The sequence below is a fragment of the Brevundimonas sp. FV1ye29L genome (assembly GCF_058681095.1).
Genome location: NZ_CM178730.1, coordinates 441,968 through 455,351, shown reverse-complemented (window position 1 = coordinate 455,351; position 13,384 = coordinate 441,968). Strand labels below are relative to the sequence as shown.

The following is a 13,384-nucleotide window of genomic DNA, read 5'->3' as shown; positions in this document are numbered from 1 at the left end:
CCGCGAGAGTTGCGCCGACGTTCCGACCAGACCCTAGCGCGGGAAATGCGCGGTGACGATGGCCCCCGGTTGCGCGTCATCAATCGTCATTTCCCCCCCGTGGCGACGCAGCACAGCGCGCACGAAGCTCAGGCCCAGCCCATGGCTTTCGCGGCCGTCCGCCTCCGCCGCCGCGGCTCTCAGCGCGGGGTCGGACAGCAGTCGGGGATCCAGGCCCGGCCCGTGATCGCGCACCGAAAGACCGGCGCCGGCCTCGCTTGCGAAGGCGCGCACCACGATGGTCCCGCCTTCCGGCGAGAATTTCACGGCATTGTCCATCAGATTGGCCGCCATCCTCTGCAGCAGGGACGGAACCCCGAGGACGGCGGCGGCCTCGTCGGCGACCACCTCGATCGTCACCGACCGGTCCGCCGCCAGCGGTTCATAGAGGTCGGCGACCGCCCGGGCCAGATGGTCCAGCCTGACCGTCTCGAAACGCCAGGCCTCCCCTTCGCGCAGGACCATCGCCTCGGTCATCTGACGGGTCAGCTGACGCAGGTCGCGGGCCGCCTCCCGTCCCAGCCGGCTGCGGGCCTTCAGATCGTCGGTCTCGGCCAGTTGCTCCAGTCGCGCGGTCGCGCGGGCCAGGGGCGTTCGAAAATCGTGGGCCAGCTGGTCGCTGGAGTCGCGGAGCCAGGTCATCAGTTCTTCCAGCCGGTCCAGGGTGCGGTTGGCCTGAACCGTCAGTTCGGTGAGTTCCGGCGCCACCCCGACCTCGGTGGCGCGACGCGAAAAGTCGCCGACGGCCGCCCGGTCCAGCGCCTGGCTGACCTCGGCGATGGCGTGGACCAGTCGACGTCGCGACCAGGTCGAGGCGGCCAGACCGGAGACGAGAATCACCAGTCCGGTCGTGATGACCGCCAGTACAGCCCAGCCCCAGGCCTTGCCCGACCGGTCCACGACCCGCCCCACCGAGACCTCCAGCGACCCAAAGGGCCGACGCACGACCACCGCCTCGACCGCGCGTCCGGGACACAGGGCTCCAGGCGGCAGGGTTACGGCATAGATGTCCGGCCCCAGGCGCGACAGGCGTATGCGTCGCGCACTCTCCAGGGCCGCCAGCCCCGCCGGCTTGCCGACCGGGGCCCGGATATAGCGGACGCCCGCCCCGCCCCGCCCCGTCCGGCAGGTCTCCTCCAGCGACACCGCATCGCGGCCGGGTCCGCTCTGGAGCGCCGCCAGCAGGCTGGACAGATAGAAGGCATCGCCCTCCGTGACCGCCTCGACGCCGAGGCTGGATTCCTCGCCCAGTTTCAGGGTGACGGCGGCGAAATCGTCCAGGGCCGCCAGGGCCGCCTGCTGACGCTGGTCCGTGCGCACCGCCAGACCGGTGACCAGAAGCGAACCCGAAAGGGCGGCCGCGGCCAGAACAGCGATGGCGGCCAGCAACTGGGTCGAGGTTCGCCGGCCCAGCCAGTCGCGCAAACCGTCGGCGAAGCTCATTCGCCAGCGCCTCATGAAAAGCCGTCGCGCGGCCGACGTCCGGCCAGGGAGGCCTCGGGGCCCGGGCTTCGCATCACACGTCCAGATCGCGGAAAATCAGGCTCTGGCTCCGGGCCGAGACGATCAGCGGGTGCAGGTCCTCGCCGATCTCGGGCGCCTGCTCCTTCAACCGGCGGCGCAAGGCGCTGATGCGGGCGTCGATGATGTTGACGAAATTGTCGGGCAGGAATTTCCATTCCACCCAGCAGCGGTCCCAGAGCATGGTCTTGGTCACCGGCTGGCCACGCGCCTGCATCAGTTCGGCGACGATGGAGAACTCCAGCGGCGACAGGTCGATCAACCGCGAGCCGTTTGATCCGTCGGCCCGTGTCGTCTCCAGTTTCAGGGTCCGGGCGCCCTGCGACAGGCGGAAGGGACCGTTCAGGATATCGGCGCCATGGGGGCGGGCATGGCGGGGGTGCCGGCGCAACTGGGCGGCGATCCGGGCCAGAAGTTCCTCGTCCCCCACAGGCTTGGCCAGATAGTCATCGGCCCCGCCCAGCAGCCCTTCGACCTTCTGCCCCTCGCCCCCAAGGGCGGTCAGCATCAGGGCAGGCGCCTGGCACGAAGGCCCGGAACCGGCGCGCAGCCGTTTCAGCATCGACAGCCCGTCCAGTCCGCGCGTCATGCGGTCCAGGATCAGGACGTCATAGGCCTGGGCGGCAGCGGAGGCGAGCGCCGTCTCGCCCGCATCAAAGCGGTCGACGGCGCCGAACCCCGCCCTCATCAATCGCTCGGCGACGTGTTCGGCCAGGCTTGGGTCGTCCTCCAGCAACAGGACGCGACGCCCCTCGAACATGCCGGCCAGCGCCGCAAACGGGTCATCGACGTTGACGCTCGATCCGGACGCGGGGTCCGGCGCAATCTCGGTGTTCACGGCAAGCCCTCCGGCCGTCAGGATACGATCCTGCGCCCGAATGACAATGCGGGAGCCATCTGATGCTATCTGACGTTCGTAGGGGCAGGCGGCGCACCGCGCGGCCGCAGAACCTCCGGGGAATGACGATGAAGCGGATCTTGATGCTGGTGTTTTCGAGCGCCGGCCTGGCGGCCTGCCAGACGGCGCCCGGCGCCGACAGCGGTTTTCTCAGTGAATACGGCGGCCTCTCGACCCGTACAGACACCCTGCGCGCCTCCATCCGCGAGCGGCGGGACGACGCGGCCGTGACTGCGATCGACCGGGTCTTTCTGGAGCCGGCCGTCATGGTCATCGGCGCCGACAGCACTCTGGCCCCGGCCGAGCGGGCCCTGGTGCTGCGCGAGGTGGACCGGCAGGTCTGTTATGAGGTCAGCGAGCGCTTCACCCTGGCGACAACGCCGCAAGGGGCGGCGCGGCTGCGCGTCGGCGTCACCGGGGTGAGGCCGACAGGCCAGGCGGCGTCCGGTGTCTCGGCCGTCGCCAACGCCTTCATTCCGGGACCCGGCACCTTCCGCGTCCCGGGCACGACCGGCGGGCTGGCGGCCGAGATGGAGCTTCTGGAGCCGGGCGGACGTCCGGTCGCGGCCCTGGCCTGGGCCCGCAACGCCAATGTGGTGGGGACGGACACCCCGTCCCTGTCGCGCGTGGGCGACGCCCTGCAGATGGCCGAACCGTTCGGCGATGCGGTCGGCGACGCCATTTCCGAGCCGAAGCGGCCCGTTCGCCCGATCTCCGACCCCGACCCCTGCGCCGGCTTCGGTCCCCGCACCCAGCCGGCCGGCTTCCTGACCCGACTGGTCACCGGCCTCTATGTCCCCGAGGTCAACACGGGATCGAAGCCGGACGAGCCGAAGCGCGACTGAGGCGATGGCGTGCTGTCGCGCCCTGGCTAAAAGGCGCTCTCCCCGGTGATCGCCCGCCCGAGGATCAGGGCGTGGACGTCGTGGGCGCCTTCATAGGTGTTGACCGTCTCGAGGTTCATGGCGTGGCGCATCACGTGCAGCTCGCCGGTGATGCCGGCGCCGCCGTGCATGTCGCGGGCCTCGCGGGCGATGGCCAGGGCCTTGCCGCAGTTGTTGCGCTTCATCATCGAGATGGTCTCGGGGACCCAGGCGCCCTGATCCAGCAGACGGCCCAGGGCCAGGGCGCCCTCGAAGCCGAGGAAGATCTCGGTCTGCATGTCGGCCAGCTTCTTCTGCACCAGCTGGCGTGACGACAGCGGCCGGCCGAACAGCATCCGCTCGCCGACATAGTCGCGCGTGGCGTGGAAACAGAACTCCGCCGCCCCCATGGCGCCCCAGGCGATGCCGTAACGCGCCTTGTTCAGACACGAGAACGGCCCGCGCAGCCCCTTGACCCCCGGCAGCAGATTGGCCTCGGGCACGAAGACGTCGTTCAGCCCGATGTCGCCGGTGATCGAGGCGCGCAGCGACAGTTTGTCGCCGATCTTGCCGGTGGTGAAGCCTTCGAACCCGCGCTCGACGATGAAGCCCCGGATGGTCCCGTCCAGCTTCGCCCAGACAATCGCCAGGTCCGAGATCGGCGAGTTGGTGATCCAGTATTTGCCGCCGTTCAGCGTATAGCCCCCATCGACGGCGACCGCGCTGGTCTTCATCGAGGCCGGATCCGACCCGCCGTCCGCCTCCGTCAGGCCGAAACAGCCAACCAGTTCGCCGGCCGCCATCCGGGGCAGGAACCGCATCTTCTGCTCCTCCGAGCCGAAGGCGTAGATCGGATACATGGCCAGGGACGACTGCACCGACATGGCCGAGCGATAGCCGCTGTCCACCGCCTCGATCTCGCGCGCGATCAGCCCATAGGCGACGTGGCTGACGCCCGAGCCGCCATACTGTTCCGGCAGGGTGGCCCCCAGGAAACCCATCTGGCCCATCTCGGTCATGATGGCGCGGTCGAAGGTTTCGTCCCGGAAGGCGGCGACGACGCGGGGCAGCAGCTGCTCGCGGGCATAGGTGCGCGCCGCGTCCTGGATGGCCCGTTCGTCCTCGGTCAACCGGCCGTTGAGGTCGAAGGGATCATCCCATCTAAAGGTCTGTGCGGTGGTGGCGGCGCCGTCAGCCATGCGTTCTTCCCGATTGTGGCGGGACCGGTCCCGGGTCGTGACACAATGCGACGACCGGCCCCCGTTCCGGACGCGGTTTAGGACAGATCCACGCCCACCGGTAGGGGCGGGGAGATACAGCCCGGCTTCTCGGGCCGGTGCAGACGCGTTAGTCAGGCGCATGACCCAGTCTCCCGGCCCCCTTTCGGGCGTTCGCGTCCTCGACCTCAGCCGCGTCCTGGCCGGACCCTGGGCGACCCAGACCCTGGCCGATCTGGGCGCCGAGGTGATCAAGATCGAGCGGCCGGGCGTCGGCGATGACACCCGCCAGTGGGGCCCGCCCTTCACCACCCGGACCGACGGATCAGCGGGCGACGCCGCCTATTTCATGGCGGCCAACCGGGGCAAGAAATCGGTCGAGCTGGATATCGCCACCCCGGAAGGGGCCGCGACGGTGCGCCGGCTGGCCGCCACCTGCGACGTGGTGGTGGAGAATTTCAAGACCGGAGGGCTGGCGAAATACGGCCTCGACCACGCCGCCCTCGCGGCCATCCGTCCAGGTCTGGTCTATTGCTCGATCACCGGCTTCGGTCAGGACGGGCCGGACGCCGGGCGGCCCGGCTACGACTATATGATCCAGGCCATGGGCGGGCTGATGTCCATCACGGGCGAGGCGGACGGATCGCCGGGCGCCGGCCCCATGAAGGTCGGGGTGGCCGTGGTCGACCTCTTCACCGGCATGACGGCCGCCAACGCCATTCTCGCGGCCCTGCTGCATGCCCGGGCGACCGGCGAGGGCCAGCATATCGATATCGCCCTGTTCGACGTCGCCGCCAGCATACTGGCCAATCAGGCGTCGAACTGGTTCGTCTCGGGCGAGGCGCCTGGCCGCATGGGCAATGCCCATCCAAATCTCGTTCCCTATCAGCCCTTTCCGTGCACAGACGGTTCGGTCGTCGTGGCCGTCGGCAATGATCGCCAGTATCGCGCCCTGTGTCAGGCCCTGGACGCCGGGGGGATGGGCGAGGATCCCCGCTTCGTCACCAATGGCGCCCGCATCGCCCACCGCGACATCCTGACGGCCGACCTCTCGGCCCTGACAATGCGGTTCGACATGCAGGGATTGATGACTGCTCTGGAAGGCGCCGGCGTGCCCTGCGGGCCGGTCAATACGATCGACAAGGTGTTCGAGGAGCCCCAGGCCATTCACCGGAAACTGGTCGTCGAACAGCCGCGCCCCGACCTCGCCGAGGCCGTTCGCACCGTCGCCTCCCCCATCCGGCTGTCGAAAACCCCCGTCGCCTACGACCGCCCGCCTCCGGCCCTGGGCGCGGACACGGCCGGAGTGCTGGCGGCGCTGGACGACCTTTGAGCGTCTGCAGACATCCGCAGCGCGCCGCGTCCGACCCCCTCGATTTCGCTAGTCCAGGACTCCCCGTGTCCAGAACCAGAGCACCAGGGCGCTGGCGAAGGTATAGAGGATGAAGGCGTTGACGGTCGCCGGACGGCCATAGTCCTCGGTTCGCGACGCCCAGAGCAGATAGACGGCCTGGGACAGCCAGCACAGTCCGAAGACGATCACCGCCCAGCGACTGAGAAAGATCAGGGCCAGGCCTGAGCCGGTGGTCAGAAAGGCCCCGGCGAACATCCATCCGCCCGCGATCCGGTCCTCCTGCGCCGTCGGCTTCAGACTGATCCGGGAGAGGGCCTGATCCAGCAGCAGATTCATCCGCGCCTGCCGCAGGGCGAACAGCCCGCCGACCAGATAGAAGCCGCCAATGAGGAATGCGATCCAGTGCATGGCGTCAGACCGCCACAGACAGGAGACGAAAGAACCTTCCGAAACCTGTCAACCGCCAGCACGAAAAACGGCGGCTCCGTCGGGAGCCGCCGTCGATCAGATCGGGCCGGTCAGGATCAGAGATCCAGAAGCGCGCGTTGCGGGTCTTCCAGCAGTTCCTTGACGCGGACGAGGAAGGTCACGGCCTCCTTGCCGTCGACGATGCGGTGATCGTAGCTCAGGGCCAGGTACATCATCGGGCGGATCTTGACCTCGCCGTTTACAGCCATCGGGCGCTGGACGATGTTGTGCATGCCCAGGATGCCCGACTGGGGCGCGTTCAGGATCGGCGTCGACATCAGCGAGCCATAGGTGCCGCCGTTGGTGATGGTGAAGGTGCCGCCCTGCAGCTGGTCCAGCGTCAGGTCGCCGTCGCGCGCGGCCTTGCCCAGGGCGCCGATGCCCTTTTCGATGCCCGCCAGCGACAGCGTATCCGCATCGCGCAGGACCGGAACCACCAGACCCTTTTCGGTGCCGACGGCGACGCCGATATCATAGTGGTTCTTGTAGATGATGTCCGTGCCGTCGATCTCGGCGTTGACGGCCGGGATCTCCTTCAGGGCCGCGACGACCGCCTTGGTGAAGAAGGACATGAAGCCCAGCTTCACGCCGTGGCGCTTCTCGAAGACATCCTTGTAGGCCGACCGCAGCGCCATGACATTGGTCATGTCCACCTCGTTGAAGGTGGTCAGCTGGGCGGCGGTGTTCTGCGATTCCTTCAGGCGGCGGGCGATGGTCTGACGCAGGCGCGTCATCTTCACCCGTTCCTCACGCGGCTGGTCGGCCCGCGGGGCGGCCGCAGCCGCAGGGGCGGCGGCCGGGGCCGGGGCGGCGGCGCCGATGGCGGCCAGGGCGTCGCCCTTGGTGATATTGCCCTTCGGACCCGTGGCGGCGATCGCCTTGGGATCCAGATTGTTTTCCGTTACCACGCGCTGCACGGCGGGCGACAGGGTGTCGCTCTTCGCGACCTGGGCCGAACCCGCGTTGGCGCTGGCGGCGCTGGCGGGAGCGGCGGCGGCCGGGGCGGGGGCCGCAGCGGCGCCCGAGCCCGAGATCGAGCCGATGACCTGACCCGGCGTGACCGTCGCGCCTTCGTCGACCGAGATGGTCAGGACGCCGTCGGCGGGGGAGACGACCTCGAGGGCGACCTTGTCGGTCTCGATCTCGACCAGGACCTCGTCCTTCTTGACCGTGTCCCCGGATTTTCTCGACCATTTGCCGACCGCGCCTTCTGCGACGCTCTCGCCCATGACGGGGATGGTGATGTCGACAGGGGCGGCCGCGACCGCCGGCGCAGCGGCGGCGGGGGCCGGCGCGGCGGGGGCCGGGGCTGCGGCCGGCTTCGATCCTGCGGCGCCTTCACTGACCGAACCCAGGATCGCGCCCGGGGTTACGGTGTCGCCCTCGCCGAACTTGATATCGGCCAATGTGCCGTCGGCCGGGGCCACCACTTCCAGCGAGACCTTGTCGGTTTCCAGCTCGACCAGAACCTCGTCCTTCTTGACGGTCTCGCCGACCTTCTTGCTCCACCTGGCGATGGTCGCCTCGGAAACGGATTCACCAAGGGCAGGGGTCAGGATATCGGCCATGTCGGGGTCCGGGCTTTCGTGGGTCGGTCTAATCTAGGAGGTCAGGCGGGCGTTGTCAGGACGTCTCAGGCGAAAGCTTCGGTGGTGAAGGCTTCCAGTTCCCTGAGGTGGCGGCTCATCAGGCCGGCGGCGGTCGAGGCGGAACCCGGACGGCCGACATAGCGCGCGCGCTTCGACTTCAGGTTGAGCTTCTCGAGCGTCAGTTCCAGCCAGGGATCGACGAAGGTCCAGCCGCCCATGTTCTTGGGCTCTTCCTGGCACCAGACCAGTTCGGCATTGGGGAACCGGCTCAGTTCGGTCGACAGGGACTTGATCGGCCAAGGATAGAACTGTTCCAGCCGCAGGATGTAGACGTCGTCGGCGCCCTTCTCCCCGGCCTTGGCCTTCTTCTCGCGGGCGTCCAGCAGGTCGTAGTAGACCTTGCCCGAGCACAGCACGACGCGGCGGATATCCTTGTCGGCCCTGATCTTGATCCCGGCGACGTCGGGACGGGTCTGGGCGTCGTCGTGCAGCACGCGGTGGAAGGATGAACCCTCGGCCAGATCCTTGAGGCTGGACACCGCCTTCTTGTGACGCAGCAGCGATTTGGGCGTCATCAGGATCAACGGCTTGCGGAACGACCGATGCATCTGGCGGCGCAGGATGTGGAAATAGTTGGCCGGGGTCGTGCAGTTGGCGACCTGCATATTGTCCTCGGCGCATTGCTGCAGGAAGCGCTCCAGCCGGGCCGAGGAGTGTTCCGGGCCCTGGCCCTCATAGCCGTGGGGCAACAGCATGGTCAGGCCGCTCATGCGCAGCCATTTGCGTTCGCCCGACGAGATGAACTGGTCGATCACCACCTGGGCGCCGTTCACGAAGTCGCCGAACTGGGCCTCCCAGAGCACGAGCGTGTTCGGATCCGTGAGCGAATAGCCGTATTCGAAACCGAGGACCGCTTCCTCCGACAGGGCCGAGTCGATCACCTCGAACTGGGCCTGGCCCTCGCTCAGATTGTTGAGCGGGATATAGCGATCTTCCGTGGTCTGATCGATGATGCCCGAATGGCGCTGGGAGAAGGTGCCGCGGACCGAGTCCTGGCCCGACAGACGCACCGGATAGCCCTCGTCTACCAGTGAGGCGAAGGCCAGGCTCTCGGCCGTGGCCCAGTCCAGGTTCTCGCCACTGTCGATGGCCTCGCGCCGCCCGTCGATGACGCGCTTCAGCGTCTTGTGCATGTCGATCGAGTTGGGAACCGTGGTCAGCCGGTGCCCGAGGTCCTTCAGCTTCTCGAGCGGGACAGCCGTCTCGCCGCGCGACTCTTCCTTCGGCGCCGCCAGACCCTGCCACTGGCCGTCCAGCCAGTCGGCCTTTTCAGCCTTGAACGTCTTGCCGGCCTCGAACTGCTCGTCCAGCCAGGCCTCGAAGCGGGCGATTTCCGCATCCACCTCGGCCTGGGTCAGGACGCCCTCCTCGACCAGACGCTTCGAATAGATCTCGCGCGTCGAGGGCTGGGCCCGGATCTTCGAATACATCACCGGCTGGGTGAAGGTCGGGTCGTCGCCCTCATTGTGACCGAAGCGGCGGTAGCAGAACATGTCCACCACCACGTCCTTCTTGAACTTCTGGCGGTATTCGGTGGCCACCTTGGCGGCGAACACCACAGCCTCCGGGTCGTCGCCATTGACGTGGAAGATCGGCGCCTGGACCATCAGAGCCACATCCGACGGATAGGGCGACGAGCGCGAGTTCCGCGGGCTGGTCGTGAAGCCGATCTGGTTGTTGATGACGAAATGCATCGTCCCGCCGGTGCGATAGCCCTTCAGACCCATGAGGGCGAAGCACTCGGCCACCACGCCCTGGCCGGCGAAGGCGGCGTCGCCGTGGATCAGCAGGGGCACGACCTTGGACCGGTCCAGCGCCCACTCGGACTCCGGCTTGCCGGCATTGGCCTCGCGGATGTCGAACGCCTGTTTGGCCCGCGCCTTGCCCAGCACCACCGGGTTGACGATCTCGAGGTGCGACGGATTGGCCGTGAGCGACAGGTGGACGTGGTTGCCGTCGAACTCGCGGTTCGAGCTGGCGCCCATGTGGTATTTGACGTCGCCCGAACCCTCGATGTCCGAGGGGACAGCGGAGCCGCCCTGGAACTCGTGGAAGATGACCTTGTAGGGCTTGCCCATGACGGCGGCGAGCACGTTCAGACGGCCGCGGTGGGCCATGCCCAGCACGATTTCATCGACGCCCAGGTTGCCGCCCCGCTTGATCACCTGTTCCAGCGCCGGGACCATGGCCTCGCCGCCATCCAGACCGAACCGCTTGGTGCCGGGGAAGCGTTTGTGGAGGAAGCGTTCGAAGCCCTCGGCCTCGATCAGCTTGTTCAGGATGGCGATCTTGCCCTGTCTGGTGAAGGCATTGGCCTCGAACTTGTCGGGCCCCTCGAACCGCTGCTGCAGCCAGGACTTTTCCTCCGGCTCGGCGATATGCATGTACTGGATGCCGATATTGCCGCAGTAGGTGCGCCTCAGCAGGTCCAGCACCTGACGGATCGTGCCGGTCTGGAGGCCCAGGACGCCATCAAGGAAGATCGGCCGGTCAAGATCCGCCGCCGCAAAGCCATAGAACTCCGGCGTCAGCTCGGGATTCTCGACGGGCTGTTCGATGCCCAGGGGGTCAAGCGTGGCCTGCAGATGGCCCCGCACCCGATAGGCGCGGATCAGCATCAGGGCGCGGATGGAATCATGGGCGGCGGCGCGGATGACCTCGGCGCTGACATCGGCGGGAGCGACAGGGGCCGGTGCTGCGGTCGGCGCAGCCTTGCCGGCGGCCTTCGGGTCCGGCTTCGGAGCTGGCCAGCGGCCATCGAAGACGCCCGTCTCCTCGGTGGGTTCGGCGGCGCCCTTGCGTCCCCACCCGCCGGCATTGGCCGAGGCGGCGACCGACGCCGCATTGTCCTTCAACTGATCGAAAAAGGCGCGCCATTCGGCGGAGACAGAGCCCGGGTCGGTGGCCCACTTCTCGTGCAGCCCTTCGATGAAGGCGGCATTCGAGCCGTAGAGGAAGCTGGTCTCGGCAAAGACCTGATTCAGCCGACCGGCATCGTCCGCCATTGTTCTCGTCGTCCCGATTATCGCTTGCGCCTGCCCGGTCACAATCATGTGAAGGCGACCGTCATATAGGCCCTCTTTCCCAACGGGTCATGACCGAAACGGGGCCTCGCGCAAGAAATTGGTCGAATAACCGGACAAAAAAAGGCCCCGGCGCAAACCGGGGCCTCTTCAGGCGGCATCGGGCGCATGGGTTCATGCCGAACCCATGCTGAATCCCCCTAGCCCTTCAGCACTTCCACCAGGGTCTTGCCCAGGCGGGCCGGCGATTCCGACATGCGGATGCCGGCGGCTTCCATCGCCGCGATCTTGGATTCCGCATCGCCCTTGCCGCCCGAGACGACGGCGCCGGCGTGGCCCATGGTGCGGCCCTTGGGCGCCGTACGACCGGCGATGAAGCCGGCCATCGGCTTCTTGCGGCCCTTCTTCGCCTCGTCGATCAGGAACTGGGCGGCGTCTTCCTCGGCGCCGCCGCCGATCTCGCCGATCATGATGATCGAGGTCGTCTCGTCGTCGGCCAGGAACATCTCCAGCATGTCGATGAACTCGGTGCCCTTGACCGGGTCGCCGCCGATGCCGACGGCCGTGGTCTGGCCCAGGCCCTCGTTGGTCGTCTGGAACACGGCCTCATAGGTCAGGGTGCCCGAACGCGACACGATGCCGACCGAGCCCTTCTTGAAGATCGAGCCCGGCATGATGCCGATCTTGCACTCGTCCGGGGTCAGGATGCCCGGGCAGTTCGGACCCAGCAGGCGCGACTTCGAGCCTTCCAGGCGGCGCTTGACGTTGACCATGTCCAGCACCGGGATGCCCTCGGTGATGCAGGTGATGAAGGGGATTTCGGCGTCGATGGCCTCGATGATGGCGGCGGCGGCGCCCGACGGCGGGACATAGATCACCGAGGCGTCGGCGCCCGTGGCGTCCTTGGCTTCGGCGACCGAGGCGTAGATGGGCAGGGTTTCGCCGTGCGAACCCGTCCAGTTCGTGCCGCCCTTGGTCGGGTGGACGCCGGCGACCATCTGGGTGCCGTGATAGGCCAGGGCCTGTTCGGTGTGGAAGCCGCCGGTCTTGCCGGTCAGGCCCTGGACGATGATCTTGGTGTTCTTGTCGACGAGGATGGACATGGGGTCTCGTTTCTTTGGCTAGGCGGAGAGGAAGGGGTTTTCGACGCGGACCGACCCGTAGGTCTGACCGTGATTGAGGTCTTCGGAATAGAGGACTTTCGCCCCGAGCCGCTCGGCGGCGGCGATGATGGCCCCGTCCCAGTAGGACAGCTGATAGCGGCGGGCGTGGTCGATGCCCGCCACCACGACGTCAGGCGTGATCGGCTGGCAGGGTTTCAGCGCGATAACACGGATCCACTCGCGGGCCTTTTCGGCCGAGAGCGGCGGCGCGCCCTTGCGCGTGGCGTTGTTGTAGAACTCCGCGAGGACCTGGCCGGATGTGCAGTAGTCCTCGGTCAACACGATTTCGCGCGCCCGATCCCACCGATGACCGGCATGGTCGCGACCGAGGGCGGCGTAAAGCAGGATGTTGGTGTCGAGAAAGACCTCAGAACTCGCGATCAAACCGAGGTTCCCCGCTGTAGGTCTCTTCCCGCGTCGGGGGCCGCCAACCCTCACCTCCACGGCCTTCGGACTCGTCGATCAGCTTCAACAGCGCCTCGCGGGCCTCGTCCTTGGAGGTTTCCTGCTCGATCAGTCGTGTCAGGAAGCCGCGCACCATCTCGTTGACGCTGGTCCGCTTCATGGCGGCCAGCACCCGCACCTTGTCGAGCAGGTCGTCGTCGATGGCGAGGGTCAGGTTGCGGGTCACCGGCCACTATTTACACGGGTTATGTGGAGCACACAATCCGTGCGGTCGGCGAACAGGGGTCAGTGGCCCTCAGCCGGCGACTTCGCGAACCTGATGATGACGGCTTCGCGATAGACTTCGTAATGAAGCGTCAAAGGTCGATCTCCAGTCCCCGTCCAGGAACGCGCTTCAAGGACGTGAGGCATATCTTCGGTGGCCGCGGACGACATGTGAAGCTCCTGCGCCAGATGATCGACCTCGGCGCGCCAACCTTCCGTCGGCCGGGGACTCAGGACGCCGCAGTCCGTAGCCTCTGATGAAGACGGCTTGCCCTCCATAACGATCTGCACGCCCCGATCCTCAAAGCCGCTCATCCAGTCTGACGGGCTGGGCTGGCCGGACCTGACGACGGGGATCAGCGGCTCGAAACCGCTATCCGCAAAATCGCGCTGAAAGGCCTCGCGGTTCATTTCCGTTGCGATGCAGGCATCGCGCAGTCGCTGGACTTGCGTCTGGGCGATCGCATGATCAACGGGAATCGCTGCGGCCCCGAGAACGGCCAGGGCCAGCAGCATGCCC

At 67.3% G+C, this 13,384-nt stretch carries 12 protein-coding genes; 2 read left to right on the top strand and 10 right to left on the bottom strand.

Annotation, left to right across the window (positions count from 1 at the left end; genetic code table 11):
* Positions 1 to 33: 33 nt before the first annotated feature.
* Together ACW17W_RS02250 and ACW17W_RS02245 are read right to left on the bottom strand one after the other, a co-directional pair.
* Positions 34 to 1,482, bottom strand: a complete 1,449-nt coding sequence (locus ACW17W_RS02250; RefSeq protein ID WP_492078949.1) for a sensor histidine kinase — start codon at positions 1,480 to 1,482, stop codon at positions 34 to 36.
* A gap of 73 nt (positions 1,483 to 1,555) precedes the next feature.
* Positions 1,556 to 2,398, bottom strand: a complete 843-nt coding sequence (locus ACW17W_RS02245) for a response regulator transcription factor (protein WP_492078947.1) — start codon at positions 2,396 to 2,398, stop codon at positions 1,556 to 1,558.
* A 128-nt stretch (positions 2,399 to 2,526) separates the two neighbouring features.
* Here ACW17W_RS02245 and ACW17W_RS02240 point away from each other — a divergent pair, with 128 nt between their 5' ends.
* On the top strand, positions 2,527 to 3,303 hold the full coding sequence (locus ACW17W_RS02240; protein ID WP_492078945.1) for a DUF3313 family protein: 777 nt from the start codon (positions 2,527 to 2,529) through the stop codon (positions 3,301 to 3,303).
* Between the two features lie 26 nt (positions 3,304 to 3,329).
* Here the strand turns inward: ACW17W_RS02240 and ACW17W_RS02235 are convergent, their stop codons facing one another.
* Positions 3,330 to 4,520 carry an acyl-CoA dehydrogenase gene (locus ACW17W_RS02235; RefSeq protein WP_492078943.1) on the bottom strand — a complete coding sequence of 397 codons (1,191 nt, stop codon included), beginning with the start codon at positions 4,518 to 4,520 and terminating at the stop codon, positions 3,330 to 3,332.
* Positions 4,521 to 4,680: 160 nt separating this feature from the next.
* Here ACW17W_RS02235 and ACW17W_RS02230 point away from each other — a divergent pair, with 160 nt between their 5' ends.
* Positions 4,681 to 5,871: a CaiB/BaiF CoA transferase family protein gene (locus ACW17W_RS02230; RefSeq protein WP_492078941.1), complete on the top strand. Its 1,191-nt coding sequence runs from the start codon at positions 4,681 to 4,683 to the stop codon at positions 5,869 to 5,871.
* A gap of 48 nt (positions 5,872 to 5,919) precedes the next feature.
* Here ACW17W_RS02230 and ACW17W_RS02225 read toward each other — a convergent pair whose 3' ends face one another.
* The 7 genes from ACW17W_RS02225 to ACW17W_RS02195 form a co-directional block, all read right to left on the bottom strand.
* Positions 5,920 to 6,300: a hypothetical protein gene (locus tag ACW17W_RS02225; protein ID WP_492078939.1), complete on the bottom strand. Its 381-nt coding sequence runs from the start codon at positions 6,298 to 6,300 to the stop codon at positions 5,920 to 5,922.
* A gap of 116 nt (positions 6,301 to 6,416) precedes the next feature.
* Positions 6,417 to 7,928 carry a 2-oxoglutarate dehydrogenase complex dihydrolipoyllysine-residue succinyltransferase gene (gene odhB, locus ACW17W_RS02220; protein WP_492078936.1) on the bottom strand — a complete coding sequence of 504 codons (1,512 nt, stop codon included), beginning with the start codon at positions 7,926 to 7,928 and terminating at the stop codon, positions 6,417 to 6,419.
* A gap of 65 nt (positions 7,929 to 7,993) precedes the next feature.
* Positions 7,994 to 11,014, bottom strand: coding sequence for a 2-oxoglutarate dehydrogenase E1 component (locus ACW17W_RS02215; RefSeq protein WP_492078935.1), 3,021 nt, complete (start codon positions 11,012 to 11,014; stop codon positions 7,994 to 7,996).
* Between the two features lie 218 nt (positions 11,015 to 11,232).
* Positions 11,233 to 12,135 carry a succinate--CoA ligase subunit alpha gene (sucD, locus tag ACW17W_RS02210; protein ID WP_492078933.1) on the bottom strand — a complete coding sequence of 301 codons (903 nt, stop codon included), beginning with the start codon at positions 12,133 to 12,135 and terminating at the stop codon, positions 11,233 to 11,235.
* 18 nt (positions 12,136 to 12,153) lie between these two features.
* A complete protein-coding gene (locus ACW17W_RS02205) occupies positions 12,154 to 12,579 on the bottom strand; it encodes a PIN domain-containing protein (RefSeq protein ID WP_492078931.1) in 426 nt (141 codons plus the stop codon).
* Complete coding sequence (locus ACW17W_RS02200; RefSeq protein WP_492078928.1) at positions 12,563 to 12,826, bottom strand: ribbon-helix-helix protein, CopG family; 264 nt, start codon at positions 12,824 to 12,826, stop codon at positions 12,563 to 12,565. The genes ACW17W_RS02205 and ACW17W_RS02200 overlap by 17 nt, the downstream gene beginning before the upstream one ends.
* 59 nt (positions 12,827 to 12,885) lie before the next feature.
* A complete protein-coding gene (locus tag ACW17W_RS02195; protein WP_492078926.1) occupies positions 12,886 to 13,380 on the bottom strand; it encodes a hypothetical protein in 495 nt (164 codons plus the stop codon).
* Positions 13,381 to 13,384: the final 4 nt, after the last annotated feature.